Source organism: Planotetraspora silvatica, assembly GCF_016863315.1.
GTDB lineage: Bacteria > Actinomycetota > Actinomycetes > Streptosporangiales > Streptosporangiaceae > Planotetraspora > Planotetraspora silvatica.
In genome coordinates, this window is record NZ_BOOQ01000030.1 from 93,434 (window position 1) to 116,544 (window position 23,111).

Consider the following 23,111-nt stretch of genomic DNA (forward strand, 5'->3'; position numbering starts at 1 on the left):
ATCAGAATAGGCAGGCATGAAGCGGCCAGAGGCGTCGCGTGCCGCACTGGAAAGGGGCTCTCGTCATCCGTCGCCCCCACCGGAGGCCATCGCGAGCAGAGCTCCTGGGCCTTCGGGAGAGAGCAGGATGTCCTGGGCCGCCTTGGTGGCGGTGATCGCCTCTTCCATCCGGGCCAGCATCGAGCCCTCGTACGCGCTGATCGCCGCGTCCACGTCGACGTGCTCGGCGGAGGTGAGCGCCGTGGCGAGTTCGAGGGCGTCGAGCAGGCCCATGTTGACGCCCTGTCCCGTGAACGGAGGCATCACGTGCGCGGCGTCGCCGATAAGGGTCAGGCCCGTGTGCTGCCGCCAGCGCTGCCGCGCGGGAACGGTGTAAAGGGGCCACCAGATGAACGTGGTCTCCACCTCGTCGAGGATGCCGCGCATTCGCGGGGACCACTGCTGGAATTCGCGGTCCAGTTCACCGCGGATGAAGCCGGGATCCTTGAACGCGGCTCCGGCGGTGCGGTTCGGGTCCTCTGTACGCCGGTGGGCGAAGTAGACGCGGATCGAGCCGTCACCGTTGCGCTGGCAGAGGAACGCCTTGTCGTATCCGAGGACGAGGCCGGAGCCCTCTCCGACGACCTCGGCGGCGTAGGACCCGGGCAGCGGACGGGTGATCTCTCCGGCGATGAAGGCGACACCGGTATAGGCGGGCGCCTCGTCCGTGATGGCCGGGCGGGCCCTGGAGTTGACGCCGTCGGCGCCGATCACCAGGTCCGCGCCGATCGTGTCGCCGCTTTCGAGGACGATCCGCCAGCGCTCCCCGGTCTTCTCCACGGAGGTGACGTTCGCGCCCCAGTCGACCGTTCCGCTCGGGAGCGAGTCGAGGAGTAGGGAGCGCAGTTCGAGCCGGTCGATCTCCGGCCGCGCCTCGTCCTCGTCGGACTCGTCGGTCGACAGCAGCAGCGTCCCCTCGATGTCGAAGTAGTTGGTGTGCTGCCCTTGCGGGCGGGCGGCCTTGTCGAACTCGTCGGTCAGCCCGGCGGCGGCGAGGGCCCGCAGCCCGTTGTCTTCGCCGAGGTCCAGCGACCCGCCCTGGGTCCGCGCGAGCCGGTCCGCGTCTCGCTCGAGCACCCGGGTCCGCACGCCCCGCACGTGCAGGAGCCGGGCGACGGCGAGACCGGCGGGGCCGGCGCCGAGGATGACGATCTCGAGCTGGTTCAGAGCTTGTGCGGTGGGCATGGTGGAGTCCTTCCGATGGGGTTCGTAACCGACTGGGGAGCCGCTGACCGGCGACGTGGGTCAGTATTCGGGGACCTCGACCTTGCCCTCGGCGACCTCGATCATTTCCTCCGACAGCGGCTTCTCCGGCATGACGAGGGCCAGGACGAAGGAGGCGATCATGAAGGGGGCGGACCAGAAGAACACCGTCTGGAACGCGTGCAGGGTCGTCAGGGGAGTGGGGTGCGAGCCCATGGCGGTTGTGAGGATGGCGCCGAAGATCGCCGCGCCGAACGCGCCGCCGATGCTCTTGAAGAAGTTCAGCGCCCCGGTCGCGGTGCCCAGGTGCCGATACTCGACGGCGTTCTGCCCGGCGAGGAGGGCGACCTGGATCATGAATCCCATTCCGGCGCCGGCGAGGGTCAGCGGCACGATGATCGCCCACGCCGGGGTTTCCTGAGCCCCGAGACTGACCGCCCACATGGACACGCCCGCCAGCGCGGACCCGATCACCGGGAAGATCTTGTATCGGCCGGTTCTCGCGATGAACGGCCCGGCGATCGCGGTCGCGACGACGAGGCCGAGGAGCATCGGGATCAGGAACAGGCCCGCCACGAACGCGGAATATCCCTGCACGGTCTGCAGGAACAGCGGGACGTACAGCATCGCGACGAACAGGACCAGGGAGGCGAATCCGAACTGGATCGAGGAGATGGTGAAGATGCCCGATCGGAACAGGCTGAGCGGTGTGATCGGTTCCGACGCCCGCCGTTCGACGAGGAGGTAGGCGGCGAGGCCCGCGACGCCGACGCCGGCGAGGCTGAGGATCACGGGCGAGTCGAAGGAATGGCCGGGGCCGCCGAGGGTGGTGAACAACAGGACCGTTGTGGTCACCAACGCGGCGAGCAGGCCGCCCGCGACGTCTACGCGGCCGCGTGGGCCGGTGCGCCGAGGCAGGTGGACGCGGAGGGCGATCATGATGATCGCGAATGCTCCGATCGGGACGTTGATGTAGAAGATCCACCGCCAGGAGACCGCGTCCGCGAACAGGCCGCCGAGGAACGGGCCGGCGATCAGCGCGAGAGTGGCGACGATGCCCGTGTAGGCCTGGTAGCGGGAGCGTTGCCGGGCCGGCACGATGTCGCCGACGATCGCCATCACCAGGGAGTTCAGGCCTCCTCCGCCGATGCCCTGGAAGGCGCGGAAGATGATCAGCCAGAGTATGTTCCGTGAGGCCGCGGCCAGGATCGAGCCGATCAGGAAGATCACGATCGAGACGAGGAAGATCCGCTTCCGGCCGAACATGTCGCCGAGCTTGCCGAACAGCAGCGTCGTGACGGCGCTGGTGAGCAGATACGCGGACGCCACCCAGGAGATCTGGTCGGTGCCGCCGAGTTCCTTGCCGATGGTCGGCAGGGCGGTCGCGACGATCGTCTGGTCAAGGTTCGAGATGAACAGCACGAGCATCAGCGGGACGAGGATCGCCATGATCGCGCGATGGGTGAGCAGGGGTGGCACAGTGGGGTCCTCCATGCAGGTGAGTAGATGTGAAAGGTAAGTCACTCACCTAAATGGTGTCAATCCAGTATCACCATGACTGAGGAACGTAACTAGCTGTGTTTCAGTCATAGACTGTGGCGATGACCACCGACACGAAACCGCCGCTGCGAGAACGCAAGAAGGCGATGACCCGTCAGTCGTTGATCGACGCCGCGGAGCGGTTGTTCGAGGAGCGCGGTTTCGACGCGGTGACGGTGGCGGAGATCGCGGACGCGGCGAACGTGTCGGTGAAGACGCTCTTCGTCTACTTCCGGTCGAAGGAGGACCTCGCCTTCGCCGACGAACGGCTCATCGAAGCCCTCCTCGAAGGCCTGGCGAACCGCCCGGCCGGTACGGCGGCGGCGGACGTGGTGGCCGGAGTGCTGATCGCGGCGCTCGGCGACAGCGATGGCACCCCGGGCCTGGAAGGCTTCCACCGCGGCTACGGCCGGTCGGTGGCGCTCCAGTCGGGCCTGCTTCGGATGTGGGCCGACTTCGAGGACCGGATCACCGAGGAGCTGGCCCGCGAGGCCGGTGCGGAGGCGACACCGCGGCAACGCATGCACGCGATCCAACTCGTCGGCATCGTCCGGCTGGCGACCTCGCCCGAGGCTCGCGCCGCGATCGTGGGACTCGCCTCCGAGGAGGCCATCGCATGTGTCGAGTCGATGCTCGCCGAAGCCGCGGCCGTCGTCGCCCGGTCGTTTCCGGCTGGCCTGCCATGACGCCGTGATCGCGGTCCGTTCGGACCGTTCGTCGACGCCGGAGAGCGCCCCGTAAATACGCAAAGGCTGAGCCATCATTTGCTCGGCATTGACCTGGGATTTCCTACTGTGTCCAACATGAGGAGTTCCCTTGGCGAGTTCCTCCGTGCCCGGCGCCGGGTCACCACCGTCGATCAGGTGGGCCTGCCGGAGGTCGGGGACCATCGCCGGACGCCTGGGCTACGCCGCGACGAGGTCGCGATGCTGGCCGGCGTCAGCACCGACTACTACACCCGGCTGGAGCAGGGCAGAGAACGACATCCGTCGGATCAGGTGCTCGACGCCCTGGCCGAGGCCCTCCTACTCGACCCGGACGCCACCGATCACCTGCACGAACTCGCTCGCGCCCGGAGGTCCCGGCACAACCGGGTGGGACAGGCCGACCAACTCAGCTCCCACTTGCTCCAACTTGTCGACAGGTGGGAGCACACGCCGGCGTTCATCGTGAACCGCCGGTGGGACGTGCTCGCCAGGAACACGCTGTCCGCCGCTGTCTGCGGGTGGCTCGAGAACAGCGACAACATGATGCGGCTGGTGTTCCTCAACCCCGCGGCACAGGAGTTCTTCCCCGCCGACTGGGAACGGGAGGCCTACGCCTACGCGGCCCATCTTCGCGCCATGGTGGGAGCGGGTGGCGACGATCCGTTCCTGCTCGAACTGGTCGAGGAGCTGTCACGTGGAAGCGCGACCTTCCGACAGCTGTGGGCCCGTCATGACGTCCATGTCAGGACACATGAGTCCATTCGTCTGCACCACCACGATGTCGGCGACCTCGCCCTTCACTTCGAAGGGTTCGCGATCAACAGTGCCCCCGGTCATGTTCTGGTCGTCGGTCAGGCCGAGCCCGGCAGCCCGTCCGCGGACGGGCTGGCCAAGCTGGGCTGGCTGGCCGTCAGCAACCGGTGACCGGTACGCCTCGGAGCACCTCCGGGCTGTGGCTCGGGCGCGGCGTCGGCTCTGGCGCGGCACCGTCGGTGCCCGTCAGGAACCGAGCACGGGCGGATCGGCGCGAAGGCGCACCGCCTCGTCCGTGACCGCTCGGAGCGCGGCAAGTGTCTCCGGCCACGTCCTCACCGGCTCGTCGATCAGGTGGTAGGAGTGATGCTCGAAAACGGCCGCGGCTCCCGGTGCGCCCAACACGGTGAGCAACTGACTCTGGCGTTCCAGCAGGTTGAGTACGGCCAACCCGCGGTCTCGCTGTTCGGGGTCGCCGTACGCCAGCGGAGACACGGAGACGGTCATGGCCATCTGGTCGATCCCGTCTTGCAGCAGCGGTATCAGCTTCACCGCGGCCTCGGCGTCCAGCGGATCGGTGTTCTGCGCGAGGTGGTAGACCATGCGGCCGAAGATGACGATGTCGCTGATCCGGCGGATCTGACCGATGCGCGGTCGCAGTATCTCGACGCACTCCCGCGCGGCGTCGTCGGCGCGCTCGTGATCGCCGAGAAGGAGCATGACGGCGGCGTACCGGTTCAGGGTGCGGGCCGTGATCAGATGGGTGTTCTCGTCGCCGGAGTCGAGCGCCTGGCGGAACTGCTCGATCACCCCGCTGTGGCGGAGCGCAGGCTCCCGCTCGCCGAGGGCAGCGTGCAGTTCGGCGAGCAGGATGTGCAGGTCGGGCACGAACAGGTGGTACTTCGGGTTGCCGCCCGCTTCATGCGCCGCGATCGCCTCATGGGCGTCCGACAGGGCGGCGCGGTGGTGACCGAGCGCCTCCCGGACCTCGGCCCGTGTACGCAGGCGTGAGGTGAGCTGGTCGATCCACAGGCCGATGCCGGGCTGGCGTTTGCAGATCTTCTGAGAGAGCCGCACCGCCTCGTCGGCCATTCGAAGAGCTTGTTCGAATCGGCCTTCCTCGAAGGCGCGCGTCGCGCCCTCGGCGTTCCCCTCGGCCTGTCGAACCCACTCGTCAGGAACTCTGCTTCTCATTCTCCAAGAAGATAATCTTCGCCTCCATTAACACAACCGGCATAATCGAGGTTTCGCTGCGGACTGCCACGAGCTCCGTACCGATCGACCAGCAACCTGGTGCGGATCTCGCCGGAGATCGGCGCCATGACGAACCTGCGGCAATTCACCGACGCCAGGTCAGGGGTTCACGACTTCGGCGTCCGGCGGCAAGCCGAAAGTTCTGCGCGCCTCCTCGTAGATTCCGTTTTCCGAGTCCCACCCGGCGCCCGCCAACTCGATTGCCCGGGGCGCGCCTTCCGGCGAGAACATCGCGCGGGTGGTGGATATGTTCGATGCGCCGTCGGTTGGCTCGTCGACGTCCTGCACGATGAAGCGTCCGTTCACCGATTCCATGGTCAAGAGTTGCGGTACGCCGTAGCCGGTACCGCTGACGAGCCTGTTCCCGCGGCGGGCGAGTTCCTCGCACCAGGTCATGACGCCGACCAACAGCCGAGGATCTTTCCGGCGGACCTCAATGAGGTCCTCATGGCAGAACACCCGGGGATTCAAGCCGGGCTCATCAGTGGCCAGAAGGTCGCCCTCGTTGAGGCGGGGGTCCGCCTCAAGAAAGCGGTCGGCCGCCTCCATGAGTGCCGAACGCGTCGAAGCGTCGACCGAGATGACCTCTTCGTCGGCGGTGCCCGCGTAATCCGGTCCCAACAATCGCGGCACCAGCACGACGGCTCCAGCCATCGCGACAACCAGCGTGAAGATTGCCCAGAGCGCCGATCGTCTGCCCACGCTCGTCACGTGTCTCCTCGGCAATCATGGAAGCTGAGACGCCGAAATCTTAGCTCTTGACTGTTCTGCCGGCTCCTATCGGAGGGCTGGCGAGCCGCCCGAGGCGATCATCACCGGGATCGGCCCGAGGATGGTGTACAGGCCGAGCGTGAGCGGCAGGACCGGGGATCTCAGCCCGCGGCGGACGACAAAAGCAAAGGCGAGGAGATCTCACCCCTCACCACTTCCAACGTATAGCGCACAGGGGGGCTTGCGGCAAGACCCGGGTCTTGCCGCAGAATCAGCGGCCGGACACGGCACCGACGAGGAAACGGGGGCCACGACGTGGGTGTGTTGTCGGGGGGACGCGGCGACCTCGAACCGCCGATGAGATCGGCGGTGCAGTTGCGGACGCTTGACGCGAAGGTCCGGGGGTGCGCGCCGCACGACCAGGTGCAGCGGCGACGGAGCACGGCCGCCTCGGAGGTGTCGCGATGATCGAGCAGTACGTGTTGGATTTTCAAGAGGTTGACGAGACGCAGGTCGCGGTCGTCGGCGGCAAGGCCGCGCACCTGGGCGGGCTCTCGCGGATCGAAGGCATCCACGTGCCGGCCGGCTTTTGCGTGACGACGGCCGCCTTCCGGCGGATCATGGCGGAGGCGCCGTCGATCGACGATCGGCTCGATCAGCTGTGGCGCCTGAACCCGGATGACCGGGAGGCGATCCGCACGCTCAGCGCGGAGATCCGCCAGACCATTGAAGGGATCGCCATCCCGGGCGATCTGGCGGCGGCGATCACCCGCGCGCTCGGCGAGCAAGCCGCCTACGCCGTGCGATCCAGCGCGACGGCAGAGGACCTGCCGATGGCGTCCTTCGCCGGCCAGCAGGACACGTACCTGAACGTCGTGGGGCCGGCGGCGATCCTCCAGCACGTCAGCCGGTGCTGGGCGTCGCTGTTCACCGAGCGGGCCGTGACCTACCGCCTGCGGAACGGCATCGACCACCGTACGGTCCACATGGCCGTGGTCGTACAGCAGATGGTCTTCCCGGATGCGGCCGGCATCCTGTTCACGGCCGACCCCGTCACGGGCAACCGGAAGGTCGCCACCGTGGACGCCGGCTTCGGCCTCGGCGAGGCCCTGGTCTCCGGCCAGGTGAACCCGGACGTCTTCAAGGTGCGCGACGGCGAAATCGTCGCCAAGGCGGTCGCCGCCAAACAGCGTGCCGTCCACGCCCTGCCGGCTGGCGGGACGCGGGAAGTGGCGATCGACCCGCGGCGGCAGGAGCAGCCGGCGCTGACGGATGCGCAGGTCGTGCGGCTCGTGCAGTTCGGGCGGCGGATCGAAGCGCATTTCGGCCGCCCGCAGGACATCGAGTGGTGCCTGGCCGACGATGACTTCCAGATCGTGCAGAGCCGGCCGATCACCACGCTTTTCCCCATCCCCGCGGCCCGCGACCGGGAGAACCACATCTACCTCTCCGTCGGTCACCAGCAGATGATGACCGACCCCATGAAGCCACTGGGGCTCTCCATGTGGCAACTGACGGCCATGGCGCCGATGCACGAGGCCGGCGGGAGGCTGTTCGTCGACGCCACCCCGCGCCTGGCCTCGCCCGCGGGCCGCGCCGGCTTCCTGGAGATGGTGGGGAGATCCGATCCGCTGACCAGGGACGCGCTGGAGACCGTCCTCGACCGCCACGACTTCGTCCCGGCGCTCCCGGAGGCCGGCCCTGGCGGGCCGCCGGTCGGCGGCGCGTCCGCCCCGATCGAGACCGATCCGGCCATCGTCACCGAGCTGATCGAGCGCAGCCAGGTGTCCATCGCCGCCCTGCGGCGCGACATCCGGACGAAGACCGGACCGGCGCTGTTCGACTTCCTGCTGGAGGCCTTCCAGGAGCACAAGCGGGCCCTCGGTGATCCATTGAGCATGCAGGCGATCATGGCGGGGATGGAGGCCACCTGGTGGCTCAACGACCGGCTGCAGGAATGGCTGGGCGAGAAGAACGCGGCCGACACCCTCACGCTGTCCGCCCCCGGCAACGTCACGTCGGAGATGGGACTGGCGCTGCTCGACGTCGCCGACGTGATCCGCCCGCATCCGGAGGTGGTGGCGTTCCTGCAAGGCGTCGAGGACGACGGCTTCCTGGACGAGCTGCCGAAGTTCGCGGGCGGGACCGAAGCGCGTGACGCCATCGAGGCCTACCTCGACCGGTACGGCATGCGCTGCGTCGGCGAGATCGACATCACGAGGCCGCGTTGGCGCGAACGCCCCACCACGCTCGTGCCCGTGATCCTCGACAACGTCAGGAATTTCGAGCCGGGCGCCGCCAAGCGGCGCTTCGAGCAAGGACGGCAGGAGGCGCAGAAGAAGGCGCAGGAGGTGCTCGAACGCCTGCGGGTACTACCGGACGGGGAGCAGAAGGCCGACGAGACCAAGCGGATGATCGACCGGGTCCGGACCTTCATCGGCTACCGGGAGTACCCGAAGTACAGCATCGTCAGCCGCTACTTCGTCTACAAGCAGGCCTTGCTGGAAGAGGCCGAGCGCCTCGTGCAGGCCAACGTGCTCCTCGAGAAGGAGGACGTCTTCTACCTCACATTCCAGGAGTTCCACGACGTCGCGCGCTCGAACCAGGTGGATGACCAGCTCATCCAGCAGCGCAAGGACGCGTTCCGGTCGTACCACGCGCTCACGCCGCCCCGGGTGCTGACATCGGACGGCGAGGTCATAGCCGGGGCGTACCGACGCGACGACGTGCCGGCCGGCGCCCTGATCGGCCTACCGGTCTCCGCCGGGACCATCGAAGGGCGCGCCCGCGTCATCCTGGACATGGCCCAGGCTGACCTCGAACCGGGTGACATCCTCGTCACGGCCCACACGGACCCGAGCTGGACGCCCCTCTTCGTCGCCATCGCAGGCCTGGTGACGGAGGTCGGAGGATTGATGACACACGGCGCGGTGATCGCACGGGAGTACGGCCTGCCGGCTGTCGTCAGTGTGGTGGACGCCACCCGGCTGATTCCCGATGGGCAGCGGATCCGCGTGCACGGAAGCGACGGGTACGTCGAGATTCTGCCTTGACCGACCACTCACCGAGAAGGCCCGTCTGCCTTGCCGAGCACATACTTTCCAAGCGGCACTGACCTGCTCGGCATCCGGATCGGCCGCGAGCCGTGCGCCAGCCACCGTGCCGAGCGAGAGTGGTCAGGAGGCTTCGTTGCTGCGCGGTACGGTGACGATGGTTCGGGCTCGTTCGGGCGTAACCAGTTCGCGCAGTGTCGGGTCGGTGAGCAGCACGACTGGGGCAATGCGGAAGGGGGAGTCGGAGCGCCACTGGGGTAGGGCGCTTTCCAGGACGGCCCAAGCCCGGTCGGTGGCGCCATCTCGTGCGAGCGTGCGGGCTTGGTTCAGCGCCGTCTGGAAATCTGGTGGCTCGGGCAGCTGCGGTGGGACGAACGCGCCGATGCGCTCGATCTCCCCGTCGGTCAGGATCCCGGTGAGGAGCCGGAGATACGGGGCAACCGAGGATCCGCTGCGGGCCAGCCCGTAGAGAAACAGCGGCACGGCCTCGGCGCGCACCTGTTCGAGACCGACCGCCTCGATCACGTGCGGGTGGCCGAGGATGTCGTTGCGGATCTTGTGGTGAGTGTGGTTCAGATCGAGGAACGCGTTCAGGATGACGGAGAGGTACGCACCGGCACCCGAGCCTTTGACGGTGGCGCGCGCGAAAGCGTCCGCGGCGGCGTGGAGGTCGCCCCGCAGGGCACTCGCGCGGCCCGCGGCCATCAGCTCATCCGCACCGTCCGGATGCACCGCACGACCCTCGCGGCCACTGAGCATCTCAAAGGACCGACGTTCGGCGTCGACCAGCACGGCGAACGACTCATGCCGGTCCCCAAAACCGGGGTACCAACTGGCCCACACGTAGGCCGCCCACTCGCCGCCGGTGGACACATCGCCGGGATCGAGCAGCCAGTACTGGGCGTCACCATCCCCGGAGACCAGCAACGCGCGGTCCACGAGGGCGATCTCCTCATCCGTCCCATGCTCCCGCAGAATCTCCCACAGTCCGGCATCGGCATCACGCAGCCAGCCGACGTCACGAGACGGGCGCATCGCCCACATGAACGGACCGATGTGCAGCCACCCGTCTGAGGCAGCAAGGAACGACCGATAGCTGGGCGGCAGGCGAGTGCCAAGATGCTGCTCGACCGCGGCGAGCCGGCCCTCGTCGGCGCCGTCGAAGCCCAGCCAGCCGGCGGCCCGCTGCAGATCGGAGACCTCGCGCAGTTCGTCGTCAGCGGAGACACCCAACACGTCGGCGCTGTACTCGACGAGATAGCGCCGCCACTGTTCTACAGAGCGTGCTCCGTCGGTGGATGCCATGCCGTATCCGTTCAAGAGTCAAACCATTGGCACAAGGCGCACCATTTTGCCGCGAGTTGCACCCCCGGCACGACTCCGAAATGATCACGTCGCCCATCAACCCGAGGCCGTGACCAGATGCACGCAACGTGCTTAACGTTTCAGGTACTGAGTCGGCGCTCTCTTGGGCGGGTGGCTCGCGCAGCCCGCAAAATTCACTTCCGGGTAAGGGCCAACGGTCCTCAACGCTCCGCGGTAGTGGAGCTGGTGCAACGTGCCAGTTGGTGGTTCGTCGATGGTGTCGAGGACTAGCGGCCCGAGAGCGCCCTCAGTAGTAGGGGGTCGAGCAGCAACCGAACGGCCAGTGGCGTTAGTGAGCTGCGCTCCCCGCGTGCCTGTCCGGTCGAAGACGGCGAACAGTCCATCACCTGCGCGGCCAGCGGCGTGGTGGGCCAGTAGCCGGTCGCGCGACAGGTCGAACTCGATCGGCGCCACGATTCCGCCCGGGCGCAGCACCGCGGTCTGGCGGCGGAGCACCGCGCTAATCGTGCGGCTTCAACCGCCGCAGTTCCTCGCTCAGATAGACGGTGTCCGGATGGTCCGGCCCATGCGCGGCCTCGGTGATGGCCAGGGCCCGCTCGAACAGGGGTATCGCCTCGGCCGGACGGTCCAGCGCGAGCTGGCACGCCGCGAGTTCGCCCAGCGAGATCGCCACGTCCGGATGGTCCGGCCCATGCGCGGCCTCGGTGATGGCCAGAGCCCGCTCGAACAGGGGCATCGCCTCGTCCGGCCGATCCAGCGCCAGCAAGCTCGACGCCAGGTCACCCAACCGGATCGCCACATCGGGATGGTCCGGCCCATGCGCGGCCTCGGTGATCGCCAGGGCCTTCTCCTCCAGCGGGATCGCCTCGTCGGAGCGGTCCAGCGCGTGCAGGCTCTTTGCGAGATTCAGCAGCGAGGTCGTCATGAACGGATGGTGGGGCCCGTACGCGGCCTCGGTGACAGCCAGCGCACGCTCGTCCAACGGCACCGCCTCGGCCGGTCTGTCCAGGGCCCGGAAACTCGACGCCAGGTTCGTCAGCGACGTCGCCACGGTCGGATGGTCCGGCCCGAGGGAGATCTCGGTGATCTCCAGCGCCAGTTCCAGCAGGGGTACCGCCTCAGCGGGCCGGTCCAGCCTCAGGTAACAGGAGGCCAGGTTCGACAGCAAGGTCGCCATGATCGGGTGCTCCAGCCCTTGCGCGGCCGCGGTGATGGTCATCGCACGCTTGAACAGGGGCACCGCCTCGTCCGGCCGGTCCAGTGCCAGGAAGCACGCGGCCAGGTTGCTCAGCCGGATCGCCACGTCCGGATGGTCCGGCCCAAGGGCTGCCTCGGTGATGGACAGCGCGCGTTCGAACAGGGGCACCGCCTCAGCCGATCGATCCAAGCCGTACAGGCTCATCGCCAGGTTCCCCAGCCGGACTGCGAGCGTCGGGTGGTCCGGCCCGTACACGACCTCGGCGATGGACAGCGCCCGCCGCGCGTATCGATGGCCGAGCTCCACCATGCCCTGCGTGAACGCGTAGAGCGCGGCCATGTTGAGCAGGGCGCTCAGGTTCTCGGATTCCGTATCTGGCGGGTGATGGGCTTCGAGCGCGTCGATGTGCAGCAGGAGATCACGCCACGCCGGCCACCCGCCTGGGTCGGTGTCAGGGTAAGGCGGCGCCGCCGAGAGCACCGCGGCCACCGCGTCGTCACGGGCGGCCCGCCGGCGCGGGTCGTCGTAGTCCAGGCCGGTTCGGATAACCGACTGGAAGAGCCGGTGCGTGCTCACCGTCTCGGCCGCGTCCTCCCCGGATCGTGTGATCATGCTGTACGAGGCCAGCAGCCGCAACGAGCCGTCGAGGTCGTTCACCGGGGGCTGGACGAGGACGGCCCACGGCACGTTGTCCGGCGCCAGGTGGGCCAGCACGCGCAGCAGATGCTCGCTGCCGAGGCCGCGATCCTGGTCGTGCCGGCGGAGGGCGGCGAGGTGGGCATCCCACAGACGGGCCATCGTCCGCTGCTCGGTGGTGCCTTCCTCGCGTTTGCGATAGTGCTCCTCGGGGTGATCGTGCAGCCCGGCCAGGTAGCGGCCCAGGCTGGTCGTGCGCTCCATCCGAATGAACGCGGCGGCCTGCTCGACCGCCACCGGCAGGCGGCCCAGCTCCCGGACGATCTCCGCCGCGTGCTCGGCGTCAGCCGGACCGGTGCGCCCGCTGACCGTCATGAGCAGGTCCGCGGCGGCTTCCTCGCTCAGCACGTTCAGCGTGATGACGTGCGCGCCCGGCCAGTACACGTCACGCCGGGTCGTGATCACGATGTGCCCGCCCGGCCGCGCCAGCAGGTCCACCCACTCCCGCACGTTGCCGGGATCGTCGACGTTGTCGAAGGCGAGCAGCCAGCGGTCATGCGTCCGCAGCCAGGCGGCGGCCCATCGCGCCTGCTCCGCCAGGTCCTGCACCAGGGCGATCGGAGGATGAAGCGCCGCCGCCAGAGCGGCGAGCCCGCGCGTGATGGCGTCCGGGCCGTCCGCGGTGATCCACCACATCAGGCGATAGCGGTCACGATGCCGGGCGCCGTACACGCGGACCAGCTCGGACTTGCCGATGCCGCCCATCCCCTGGACCACCAGACGAATCACCGGTGCGGCGGCCGGATCCGCGAAGCCGGGTGCGTCGAGCAGGTCCGCCATCCGCGACAGTTGATCCTCCCGGCCGACGAACTTCGCCGACCGGGGAAGCTCAAAAGGGCGGGTCTCTCCTCCGTCGACGTCGCCGGCCGGTCTGACCTCCGTGTGAATCCGCGTGATGGTGATCGGCGAGTTGGGCCCGGTGGTGAACGGCCCGGTGATGTCCCGACCGGCGGCCACACCTCCGTGGCTCGCCCGCACCGTCGTGGTGGTGGTCGAGCCCGCCTGGGCGAGCATGGCGCGGATCTCCTCGGCCAGCACCAGATCCGCCGCCAGGGCGTTGCGGATCTCGACCCGTAACGCGGCCTGCAAGTCACCGTCGTCCGGGTCGGCCGCAAGCGCGGTCAGGGGACGCGGTGGCTCCGCGTCGCCGGAGTCGTCTTCCGCCGCCCCGAAGATGCGCCGCAGGATCCTGCGGCCCCATCCGACCGTGGCGTCCACCGCCTCGTCTTGCGCCTTGGCCAGCACCGCCGCCCCGTAGGCGGTGATGGCAGCACTCACGTACGGCCAGGCCTGACCGACCAGTGCGGGGATATCGCCACTCATACACCGAATCTAACTATGCAGCGACTGCGAAGGCGGCGACATAGCCGCGTCCGGGGCCGAGGTCTTCGTCAACCACGGTTGGGGCGACTCGGTTCCATCGGTGGCCACGGAGCAGGGCGAGGCCGCCGGGGCCTGCAAGGAAGAGGTGGACGTGGTCGGCAGGCGTCATTTCGAGTTGCTCGCGCACGGCGTTGCGTAGTGCTTGTGCGTAAGCGACGGCTTGCCCCGGACCGGCAACGGACTGGTCGTGGGCGCCTTCGGCTGGCATGAGGGTGAGTAGCGTCTGTATCGGCAGGCTGGCGGAGTTGGTGAAGCGGGTGACGGCCGGAGTCGGGTCCACAGCAATGCCAACACTGACCGCGAGTTCGTCCCCTGCGCCAAGAGTCGTTATCAACACCTGAGGTGCGGGGACCGGGACTCGAGGCGCATTCGATGACCACGGGGTGCCATTCTGCACGTACGTGACGGTCGTGCCGGTGACTTGGGCGAGTTGAGCGCCGACGGTGAAGAAGGCGGCGTCTCGGCCACAGCTCGAGGGCCGCGCGGGTCGAGCTCGCGCGGCCCTCGACTTGGGCGTGCTTACGCCACAGGCATGTCCCTCCGGTGCAGGCCCGCGAGGCCGACCGCGCCCAGGGCGAGCGCGACGGCGGTGAGCCACAACATCGGCGTCACGGTGAACGCGGAGCCGGGCAGCTTCGGCACGTGCGCGAACGGGGTGGCGTCGACGATCCACCGGCTCAGCCCGAACAGTGCGCCGAGCTCGACGAGCAGGACGGACACGATGAGCGCGGCCCAGGCCAGCGCGCTGAACCTCGGTGCCAGGCCGATCAGGGCGGTGCCGAACCCGGCCAGCACCCAGGTGGCCGGCAGTTGCACCAGCGCGGCGCCGAGCAGCCGTCCGATCTGACCGCCGACGTCGTGGATCTGCATGCCGTACCCGACACCGCCGGCGACGCCTGCCACGGCCAGCAGCAGGGCCGTGCCCAGGAGCGCGAACGTCAGGTGGCTCGCCGCCCAGCGGACCCGGCCGACCGGCGTGGCCAGCAGCGCCTCGACCCGCCCGCTGCTCTCCTCTTGGCGCAGCCGCAGTGTCGCCTGCACCGTGTAGGCGGCGGCGACCATGCCGGTGATGCCGAAGATCGCGGCCAGGAACGCGTCGGTGAGGCCGCTGTTCCCGCCCATCCGGGTCAGGATGTCGGTCAGCTGCTGGTTCGGCGACTGCAGGTCCCCGATGCCGGCGGCGGCGCCACCCATGACGGCCCCGGTCAGCGCGAGCCCGATGGTCCAGCCGAGGAGCAGGCCGCGATGCAGCCGCCAGGCCAGGGCGAGCGGGCTGCGCAGGGCGGGCGAGGACTCGGCGGGCCCGAGCCGCTGCGGTAGCAGACCGGCGCCCACGTCCCGGCGCGCGACGAGCGCGTATCCGGCGGTGGCGAAGACGGCCGCGATACCGACGAACAGCCCGGCCACCCACCAACGTTCTCCGGCGTACGGGCGCAGGTGCAGTGCCCAGCCGGTCGGGGACAGCCAGCTCAGCCAGGTCGGCCCGGTGTCGCCCACTGCACGCAGCAGGTAGGTCCCGCCAAGGACGGCGCCGGCGAGGGCGCTGGCCGCCCGGGCGCTCTGGGTGAGCTGCGCGCTCGCGGCCGCGACCGCGGCGAACAGCATCCCGGCAAGGCCGGTGGCGAGGCCGAACGCGAGCGATCCGGCGGCCGGCAGCCCGGTCGCCAGCAGCCCGAGGGCGATCAGCACCGCGATGGCCAGGTTCGCCAGGGTGGTGACGAGCAGGGCGGCGGTGAGCGGCGCATATCGACCGACCACGGTGGCGCCGATGAGCTCCAGCCGGCCGGACTCCTCCTCGGTCCGGGTGTGCCGTACGACCGTGAGCAGACTCATCAGACCGACCAGGATGAACTCGGTCACGCCGATCTTCCACACGGTGAGCCCACCGATCGACACGCCGAACAGCGGGCCGCTCAGCGCGACGAGCGACGGGTTGGCGAGCACGGCACTCACCGCACGCAGGTCCTGGTCGGTCGGGTACAGGCTCAAGTAATTGGCCGCGGTCCCCATCGGCATCACCGCGAGCCCGAGCACCCACACGGTCAGCCGGACGCGGTCGAGCCGCAGCGCCAGCCGCGCCAGGGCGCGCGTGCCGGTCAGCGAGTTCATCGGGTCACCTTCGTCTGTGGCTTTCCGTCGGCCTGAGTCCGGTCGTAGTGGCGCAGGAACAGCTCCTCGAGGGTCGGCGGCTGGCTGGTCAGGCTCAGGATGCCCACCGTGGTGAGCTGCCGCAGCACCGCGTCGAGAGCACTGGTGTCGACGTCGAAGCGCACGGTCCCGTTGTGGGTCCGCAGGTCGTGCACGCCGGGTAGCGTGTCCAAGCCGGGCGCGGGCCCGGCGAGGTCGACCTCGATCGAGGTGCGAGTCAGGTGGCGCATGTCGGCGAGCGTGCCGGTCTCGACCGCCCGCCCGTCGCGGATGATGGTGAGCCGGTCGCAGAGCGCTTCGACCTCGGCGAGGATGTGGCTGGACAGCAGGACGGTGCGGCCGTCGCGCTGCTGCTCCTCGCGGATCACCTGGCGGAAGACCTCTTCCATGAGTGGGTCGAGGCCGGAGGTGGGCTCGTCGAGAATGAGCAGGTCGACGTCCGAGGCGAGGGCGGCGACGAGGGCGACCTTCTGCCGGTTGCCCTTCGAGTAGGCCCGGCCCTTTTTGCGCGGGTCGAGGTCGAAGCGCTCCAGCAGCTCGTCTCGGCGCTTGACGTTGAGGCCGCCGCGTAGCCGGCCGAGGAGGTCGATGACCTCGCCGCCGGACAGGTTGGGCCAGAGGGTGACGTCGCCGGGCACGTACGCGAGGCGGCGGTGCAGTTCCGTGGCGTCGCGCCGCGGATCGCCGCCGAGCAGCCGGGCCGAGCCGGAGTCGGCGCGCAGCAGTCCGAGCAGGATCCGGATGGTGGTGGACTTCCCCGCGCCGTTGGGACCGAGGAAGCCGTGCACTTCCCCGGTCCGTACGGCCAGGTCGAGCCCATCGAGTGCACGGGTGGGCCCGAATGTTTTGACCAGTGCGTCTACGTGGATCGCCTCGGCCATGGTCCTCATGCTCCTTCGGCCCCGGGGTCGGTCCCCGTGGCGGTAGGGGGGTTGGGTGCCCGCAGTGGCTCCATCGCCGCGCGGGCTTTCGTGACGAACCCGGGATCGAGCAGCGGGTGGGAGTAGAAGTCGGCCAGGGCGCCGGCCATGCGCAGGTGCCCTTCAGTGGTGAAGATGTCGACGCCCAGCGCGCGGGACACGTGCTCGTGCATCGCGAGCATCCCGGACTGCATGCCGACGAACACCGCGGCGTAGGCCCGGTAGTCCTCGGTGACGGTCGGCGCGTGCTTGCTGATCCACTGCTCGCTCAGCGTCACCATGTCGTCGAACATCGCCGCGGCGCCCGACGAGCCGTCGAGCAGGGCGCGGGTGAGGTACCTGTACAGCAGCACGATCGTCGGATGGACCGACGGCAGGAAGCCCGGAGTGGCCACCTTGCCCTCGAAGACCAGATCTTCCTTGATCTTGACGAGCCGATCCAGCGCGTAGGCGTCGCAGACCTCGCGCAACGCCTCCTTGGACCCGAAGTGGTGCCGAAGCAGGCCCGGTGACACGCCTGCCTCCTGGGCGATGTCGCGGACCGTCGTGCCGTCGATGCCTCGCTCGGCGAACAGGCGGATCGCGGCGTCCCTGATCCGCGCTCGAGCCGTCAGGTCCTCGAACGCCGGATCGCCAATCGGGCCTCCCACCACTCGACCTCCTTATACAAATATATCGCCAGCTACCTGACCGGATAGCTCACTATACGCTCATATAGTGCGGCCGGCGCAAGGCCTCCGTGACGTGCAAGATCTGGCCTGACTGCCTGCGACTTCACCGGGCGAGCCGTCGCTGAGGCGAAGGAAGGCCCGGCCATGGATCAGTCGCGTTCCACCGGCTCCTGGGCGTGTAGAAGCTGTCGCAGACCGTCGGCCAGGGGCTCGAGGAGGGTGAGCCCCGGCCGCCGCACCTTCGGCAACGTCTTGCCGAAGCGGAAGACGATGCCGCGCTCGGCCTGGTTGATGACCCGAACGCCGGTGACGAGCCAGATCACGACGACCCCGACGATCGCGAGCGGGATGTAGCTGCCCATGGGGGATCCTTCCGCCGCAGGGCTAGGACCGGTCGGAGTGGCGCGGGCGTAGAGAAGCGGCGCATCGACCGTACGGCGGAGATCGCACGAAAGTTGCGATCTTTACGCCATTACTACGCCGATCTCCCAGTCCAGGCCGTCCGAGTGGAGCCGCGGAGGTGTATGGCCGCGCCTGCGGGGATCGCCACGAACGCTCGTGTGCGCAGATATTCATTAGATGCGCTTTGAGTGGGGCCGGTTCGGTGAAATCCGGGGAGAGGCCTCCGGCAACGTGGATCTCGAAAAGAAGCCGTGCATGTTCGGCTTTCGTGCGAGGACGAGCCCCGGATTCTCGCATTTCGACTTTCGGCGATGAGTTTCATGCCACGCGGGCGGTCCGGAAAGGAGCGTCGACGTCCGCAATCGCAGACCGTGCTCAGCGCGTCGGTCTCATGGAACTCGAAAATCGGCCCCGAAATCGGCCTTTAAATCGGCCCCGAATGCCAGGACGTAGAAACAGGACGTAGAAACAGGTCCCGCGCACGCGGCTAGTGACAAGATATTTGTAAAGGTTTTTTACTCCAATATCGGGCGGGTTCCGGCTGGGGAACGGCGTTGCTCCGAATCGCCCGATTTCGCCCAGAAGTCGAGCGGGTGTCGCCGATGGAGGCGGCGCCGCGACCGGTGACCGCCAGTGGCGGCGTCGCGACCGCCGCCGGGGCGCGCCGGAGCTCCCGCTCACACCACGTGTACGGATGATCACGCTTGGCGGCGCACTGCGCGTCCACATCGGGAATCGGTCGCCGAGGGCGCTGACCTGGGCGGGTGCTTTGTCCGTGTGACGGCTGAGTTCCCGAATTGAAACGTTTGTGTGTCGTGGGTCTTTACATCGGCTCTGTGGATGGATTAGAACGACATTCGTCCGATGTTAGGTGAGCTTCTCGAGCCAGAACCGGCTACTTGTCAGTCCGCAGCGCGCGAGATCCGACCCAGTCATCGGATCACTGCTCAAAAGCTCGTACAGCCCTGGAGGGCATCGTGCAGATCACCCCCCGCCGCCGGCGCATCCCGCTCCGGCGCATCCTCTCGCTCTGGTCGGCGATGCTCGCCGCGCTCGCGGGGCTCGTCACCGTGAACTCCGGTACGGCCGAGGCGGCGACCGGGGCGACCACGGCCTGGCAGCACGGGGAGTTCCAGCTCGACCCGGCCGGGGTCGTCAGCCGTTCCGACATCGTGCTCGGATCGCCGAACACCGACCCCATCGCGTCCATGCCGCTGGGCAACGGCTCGCTGGGCGCGGCCGCGTGGGCGGCGGGCGGTTTCACCGCGCAGCTCAACCGGTCGGACACCATGCCGGACCGCAAGTCTCCCGGCCAGGTCAACATTCCGGGCCTTTCCGTGATCACGCACGCCGCCGACTTCAGCGGGCTGCTCGACCTGACAAACGGCGTGCTGCGCGAGTCCGGCGGCGGCATGTCGATGAAGGCGTGGGTGGCGGCGGAGAAGGACGAGCTGATCGTCGAGGTCTCCGGCGCGAACCCCGACATCGCCCAGACGGCCACCATCAACCTGTGGTCCGGCCGCAAGCCGGCCGCCGCGGTGTCCGGTGGCATCGGCACCCTCGCCGAGACCTGGGTGGACGGAAACCCCTCGATCGGCAGCGGGAAGACGTTCGGCTCGCTGGCCGCCATCACCGCGGGCGGCCGGGACGTGACGGCCACGGTCGCAAGTCCCACGCAGGTGAAGGTCAACTTCAAGCCGCACGCCGACGGCACGTTCCGCGTGGTCGTGGCCTCGCCCGGGTGGACCGGCGGCGACGCCGCCGCGACCGCGGCCGAGCTGATCGGCGAGGACGCCACCGTGCGCGAGGCGAAGCTGATGAAGGCCCAGGACCGGTGGTGGGACCGCTTCTGGAAGCACACCGGCCTGGTCACGATGGACTCGGCCGACGGCAGCGCCGCCTACATCGAGAACCTGCGCACGCTCTACCTCTACGAGGAGGCGGCGTCCATGAAGGAGGGCATCTACCCCGGCAGCCAGGCCGGTGAGGCCGACATGTTCGCCTGGAACAAGGACACCCAGACCTGGACGCCGTCGGCGTACTGGCTGTGGAACCTGCGCACCCAGATCTCGGCGAACATGAGCTCGGGGAACTACCAGCTGAACACGCCGATCTTCGACATGTACTCCGACGACCTGGCCGACATCGAGGCGTGGACCAAGCTCGCGATGGGCGGGCTTCCCGGCTCCTGCGTGTCGGAGACCATGCGCTTCAACGGCAACGGCATCGAGATCAACGGCAACGGCAGCTGCAGCCAGGCGAGCGCACCGAACTGGAACGCGCTGAACATCACCAGCGGGCCCGAAGTGGCGATGTACATGTGGCAGCAGTACCAGGCCACCGGCGACCGCAAGATGCTGAAGAAGTACTGGCCCTTCATCAAGTCCACGGCGGTCTTCCAGCTGGCGTACCAGAAGGTGGGCGCGGACGGCCTGCTGCACGCGAACGCCAACGCGCACGAGACCCAGTGGTCGGTCAACGACCCGACCACCGACATCGCGGCCGACCTCGTGCTCTTCCCGATCATCCAGCAGGCCGCGAAGGAGCTCGGCACCGACAAGAAGGCCGACGCCGCCCTCGTGCAGCAGGTCGGCAAGGCCCTCACCCAGATCCCGCCGTACCCGCGGACCGACCAGGCCACCCGTACGCAGCTGCTCAACCCGCACTACACCGCGGCCGAGACGGCCGCCGCGGACGCGACCGGCACCGACATGATCGCGATCTCCTACGAGCCCGCGGCGGCGCGCAGGAACGGCGAGAACATCGAGCTTGAGCCGCTGTGGCCGTGGAACACGATCAGCGACCAGGACGCGAACCTCTTCGCGCTGGAGCAGCGCAGCTACGCCCACCGGCCCAACAAGGGCGGCAACGACTGGACGATGGACGCGATCCACGCGGCGCGGCTCCAGAACCCCGCCGAGGTGCGCAGCAACCTGATCTCGATCACCGAGGGCCACCAGGTCTACCCGAACGGGTTCGCCGACCTCGGCAACAGCGTCGGCTACCAGCCCTACATCGAGCAGGCGTCCGGCGTCGCGACCGCGGTCAACGAGGCGCTCGCGCAGGACTACGACGGCATCATCCGCTTCGCGCCGGCATGGCCGAGCGACTGGAACGTCAGCGGCAGCGTCTACATCCGGGACAACGGCAAGGTCGACGTCCAGGTGCAGGACGGCCGTCTCGTCACCGCCGCGATCGAGGCCGGGGCCACCGGCACGCTGCGGGTCAAGAACCCCTGGCCGGGTCAGCAGGTGGAGGTCGTCGACGGCAAGAACGGGCACAAGGCGGCCGCCGGCAGCCAGGGCATCCTCACCGTTCCGGTGAAGAAGGGCAAGACCTACCTCGTGCAGCAGGTCTCCGCGCCCACCACCGCACTTCCGTTCGCGAAGGTGACCGGGAGCGCGGCGACGGCGGCTCGGCACCTGGGCAAGGTGCAGCTCGGCCTGGACAAGACCACCCAGTCCGGCACCGCCACGGTCGGGACCGTCCTCGGCGGCACCAACCGGAGCCACGGCCTGACCCAGGTCGACTACAGCGGCTCGGCCGGCGCCACCACCACACCCGGCGACGTGAACGGCCTGACGGCGCGCACGACCGGCAGCGGGACCGACGGCGGCGACATGTACTTCGACGTCGACAACGACGTGGCCGCGACCGGGTCGTACAACGGGAAGGTCGCGGTGTCGTACTTCGACGCCGGCACGGGTGACATTTCGGTGCAGTACGACGCGGGGTCCGCGGACCGATACCACGTCGCCGGCACCATCGCGCTGACCGGCAGCCAGACCTGGAAGAGCGCCGAAGTGCCCCTCACCGGCGCCTACTTCGGCGGACTGCAGAACGCCGGGGCAGACCTGCGTCTGCACGCCGACCACGGCATCACCGTGCACAGTGTCGGCGTGACCGTCACAGGGCCCTGGGTGCCGAACCGGCGGGCGTTCCCGCCGGCACCGGCGATCGTCACGCCGCGCACCGGTGCGACGGTCAAGCTCGCCTCCTCCATCTCGGGCACGACGATCCCGAACGGTGTCGTGACCGTCCGCAAGGGACAGGCGGTCGTGTGCAGCGGGACGGCGGACGACGCCGGCGCCTGGAGCTGTGCCCCCGACGGGGGACTGGCCCGGGGACAGCAGACCATCAACGCCACGGTGACCGACCCGAGCGGACTCACCGGTGACGCCTCGGCGGCTGTCAGCTTCAACGCCTCCGACCTGCCGCCCGGCACGGCCGTGGTCGGCTCGGTCGTCGGACCGACCAACTACGCGTACGGCATGAGCGAGGACGAGAAGCCGTCGGGCGGCTTCGACGGACCGACGACCGCTTCGGTGATCGACGGCCTGACCGCGCGCACCAGCACGCAGAGCAACATCTACTTCGACATCGACGACTCGATCGCCCATGCCGGGTTCTACTCGGCGACGTTCACCATCTCCTACTACGACCAGGGCTCCGGGTCGTTCGCCGTGCACTACGACAACGGCAGCTCCGACCCTTACAAGTCGACGGCCGGCATCCAGCTGACCGGGACCAACACCTGGAAGACCGCGACGGTGAGCGCCTCCGACGCCTACTTCGGCGGCCAGCAGCACTCCGGCGCCGACTTCCGGCTCCGCAACGGCGGCGGCCAGGTGACGGTGCACAGCGTCGTCGTGAAGGTCAGCGGTGACGGCGTGCCCAGCGTCACCCGCTTCGCTCCGCCGGTGACGATCACCTCGCCTGAGGCGGGCGCCACCGTGACCGGCACCCCGGCCGTCTCGGGAACGAGCGAGCCGGACGCGAAGGTGACCGTGACGGCGGAGGGCGCGCCGGTCTGCACGGCCACCGCGTCGGACGACGGCACGTGGACCTGCTCCTCGTCCGCCACCCTCGGCGCGGGACAGCACACGCTCACCGCGACGGCCCAGGATGTGACCTCCACGCCCGCGACGGCGGCCACCGTGGCGATCACCGTGCAGTAACGATCACCGTGCAGTAACACCGTGACGTCCGCCGACCGTGGCCGCTTCACCGCCGCGGTCGGCGGACGTTTCCCATGCCGGCGCTCGCGGGGGCACGCTACCGCCGGGAACGGGGCCCGCACCGCGAACCTAAGGCCAGAGGGTTCGCGC

15 protein-coding genes are annotated in these 23,111 nt (G+C 68.7%); 4 read left to right on the forward strand and 11 right to left on the reverse strand.

Features of this window, described 5'->3' with window-relative positions:
* Positions 1-63 precede the first annotated feature (63 nt).
* Together Psi02_RS22930 and Psi02_RS22935 are read right to left on the reverse strand one after the other, a co-directional pair.
* Positions 64-1,224 carry an FAD-dependent oxidoreductase gene (locus Psi02_RS22930; protein WP_203977418.1) on the reverse strand — a complete coding sequence of 387 codons (1,161 nt, stop codon included), beginning with the start codon at positions 1,222-1,224 and terminating at the stop codon, positions 64-66.
* 60 nt (positions 1,225-1,284) lie between these two features.
* Positions 1,285-2,736: an MDR family MFS transporter gene (locus Psi02_RS22935; protein WP_203977420.1), complete on the reverse strand. Its 1,452-nt coding sequence runs from the start codon at positions 2,734-2,736 to the stop codon at positions 1,285-1,287.
* 107 nt (positions 2,737-2,843) lie between these two features.
* On the opposite strand from Psi02_RS22935, the gene Psi02_RS22940 reads away from it, so the two are divergent.
* Both Psi02_RS22940 and Psi02_RS22945 read left to right on the forward strand, forming a co-directional pair.
* The gene (locus Psi02_RS22940; RefSeq protein WP_203977422.1) at positions 2,844-3,467 is read left to right on the forward strand and encodes a TetR/AcrR family transcriptional regulator; all 624 of its coding nucleotides are present in this window, start codon (positions 2,844-2,846) and stop codon (positions 3,465-3,467) included.
* A 117-nt stretch (positions 3,468-3,584) separates the two neighbouring features.
* Entirely contained in the window at positions 3,585-4,412 is an 828-nt protein-coding gene (locus tag Psi02_RS22945) for a helix-turn-helix domain-containing protein (RefSeq protein WP_203977424.1), read from the forward strand.
* Positions 4,413-4,487: 75 nt separating this feature from the next.
* On the opposite strand, the gene Psi02_RS22950 is transcribed toward Psi02_RS22945, so the two are convergent.
* Both Psi02_RS22950 and Psi02_RS22955 read right to left on the reverse strand, forming a co-directional pair.
* Entirely contained in the window at positions 4,488-5,435 is a 948-nt protein-coding gene (locus Psi02_RS22950; RefSeq protein ID WP_203977426.1) for a tetratricopeptide repeat protein, read from the reverse strand.
* A 159-nt stretch (positions 5,436-5,594) separates the two neighbouring features.
* The gene (locus Psi02_RS22955; protein ID WP_203977428.1) at positions 5,595-6,206 is read right to left on the reverse strand and encodes a hypothetical protein; all 612 of its coding nucleotides are present in this window, start codon (positions 6,204-6,206) and stop codon (positions 5,595-5,597) included.
* Between the two features lie 464 nt (positions 6,207-6,670).
* Between Psi02_RS22955 and rph the strand changes: the two genes are divergently transcribed.
* On the forward strand, positions 6,671-9,259 hold the full coding sequence (gene rph, locus Psi02_RS22960; protein ID WP_203977430.1) for a rifamycin-inactivating phosphotransferase: 2,589 nt from the start codon (positions 6,671-6,673) through the stop codon (positions 9,257-9,259).
* A gap of 123 nt (positions 9,260-9,382) precedes the next feature.
* On the opposite strand, the gene Psi02_RS22965 is transcribed toward rph, so the two are convergent.
* The 7 genes from Psi02_RS22965 to Psi02_RS22995 all read right to left on the reverse strand — a co-directional run bounded on the left by Psi02_RS22965 (position 9,383) and on the right by Psi02_RS22995 (position 17,963).
* Positions 9,383-10,564 (reverse strand): SMI1/KNR4 family protein, encoded by a 1,182-nt coding sequence (locus tag Psi02_RS22965; protein ID WP_203977432.1) that lies wholly within the window; start codon positions 10,562-10,564, stop codon positions 9,383-9,385.
* A 520-nt stretch (positions 10,565-11,084) separates the two neighbouring features.
* Complete coding sequence (locus Psi02_RS22970) at positions 11,085-13,802, reverse strand: tetratricopeptide repeat protein (RefSeq protein ID WP_203977434.1); 2,718 nt, start codon at positions 13,800-13,802, stop codon at positions 11,085-11,087.
* Between the two features lie 13 nt (positions 13,803-13,815).
* Positions 13,816-14,460, reverse strand: coding sequence for an SAVED domain-containing protein (locus tag Psi02_RS41115; RefSeq protein WP_203977436.1), 645 nt, complete (start codon positions 14,458-14,460; stop codon positions 13,816-13,818).
* Positions 14,382-15,971 carry an ABC transporter permease gene (locus Psi02_RS22980; RefSeq protein ID WP_203977438.1) on the reverse strand — a complete coding sequence of 530 codons (1,590 nt, stop codon included), beginning with the start codon at positions 15,969-15,971 and terminating at the stop codon, positions 14,382-14,384. Before Psi02_RS22980 ends, Psi02_RS41115 begins: the two co-directional genes overlap by 79 nt.
* A complete protein-coding gene (locus tag Psi02_RS22985) occupies positions 15,968-16,891 on the reverse strand; it encodes an ABC transporter ATP-binding protein (RefSeq protein WP_203977440.1) in 924 nt (307 codons plus the stop codon). The genes Psi02_RS22980 and Psi02_RS22985 overlap by 4 nt, the downstream gene beginning before the upstream one ends.
* A gap of 5 nt (positions 16,892-16,896) precedes the next feature.
* Positions 16,897-17,580 carry a TetR/AcrR family transcriptional regulator gene (locus tag Psi02_RS40765; protein WP_275415234.1) on the reverse strand — a complete coding sequence of 228 codons (684 nt, stop codon included), beginning with the start codon at positions 17,578-17,580 and terminating at the stop codon, positions 16,897-16,899.
* Positions 17,581-17,750: 170 nt separating this feature from the next.
* Positions 17,751-17,963, reverse strand: coding sequence for a hypothetical protein (locus Psi02_RS22995; protein ID WP_203977442.1), 213 nt, complete (start codon positions 17,961-17,963; stop codon positions 17,751-17,753).
* 1,017 nt (positions 17,964-18,980) lie between these two features.
* Here Psi02_RS22995 and Psi02_RS23000 point away from each other — a divergent pair.
* Complete coding sequence (locus Psi02_RS23000) at positions 18,981-22,961, forward strand: Ig-like domain-containing protein (RefSeq protein ID WP_203977444.1); 3,981 nt, start codon at positions 18,981-18,983, stop codon at positions 22,959-22,961.
* The last annotated feature ends 150 nt before the right edge of the window (positions 22,962-23,111 follow it).

Bases quoted from the DNA above. Each gene is read 5' to 3' on its own strand.
- Psi02_RS22930 (WP_203977418.1), bottom strand. From the start codon at position 1,224: ATGCCCACCGCACAAGCTCTGAACCAGCTCGAGATCGTCATCCTCGGC.
- Psi02_RS22935 (WP_203977420.1), bottom strand. From the start codon at position 2,736: ATGGAGGACCCCACTGTGCCACCCCTGCTCACCCATCGCGCGATCATG.
- Psi02_RS22940 (WP_203977422.1), top strand. From the start codon at position 2,844: ATGACCACCGACACGAAACCGCCGCTGCGAGAACGCAAGAAGGCGATG.
- Psi02_RS22945 (WP_203977424.1), top strand. From the start codon at position 3,585: ATGAGGAGTTCCCTTGGCGAGTTCCTCCGTGCCCGGCGCCGGGTCACC.
- Psi02_RS22950 (WP_203977426.1), bottom strand. From the start codon at position 5,435: ATGAGAAGCAGAGTTCCTGACGAGTGGGTTCGACAGGCCGAGGGGAAC.
- rph (WP_203977430.1), top strand. From the start codon at position 6,671: ATGATCGAGCAGTACGTGTTGGATTTTCAAGAGGTTGACGAGACGCAG.
- Psi02_RS22965 (WP_203977432.1), bottom strand. From the start codon at position 10,564: ATGGCATCCACCGACGGAGCACGCTCTGTAGAACAGTGGCGGCGCTAT.
- Psi02_RS22970 (WP_203977434.1), bottom strand. From the start codon at position 13,802: ATGAGTGGCGATATCCCCGCACTGGTCGGTCAGGCCTGGCCGTACGTG.
- Psi02_RS22980 (WP_203977438.1), bottom strand. From the start codon at position 15,971: ATGAACTCGCTGACCGGCACGCGCGCCCTGGCGCGGCTGGCGCTGCGG.
- Psi02_RS22985 (WP_203977440.1), bottom strand. From the start codon at position 16,891: ATGGCCGAGGCGATCCACGTAGACGCACTGGTCAAAACATTCGGGCCC.
- Psi02_RS22995 (WP_203977442.1), bottom strand. From the start codon at position 17,963: ATGGGCAGCTACATCCCGCTCGCGATCGTCGGGGTCGTCGTGATCTGG.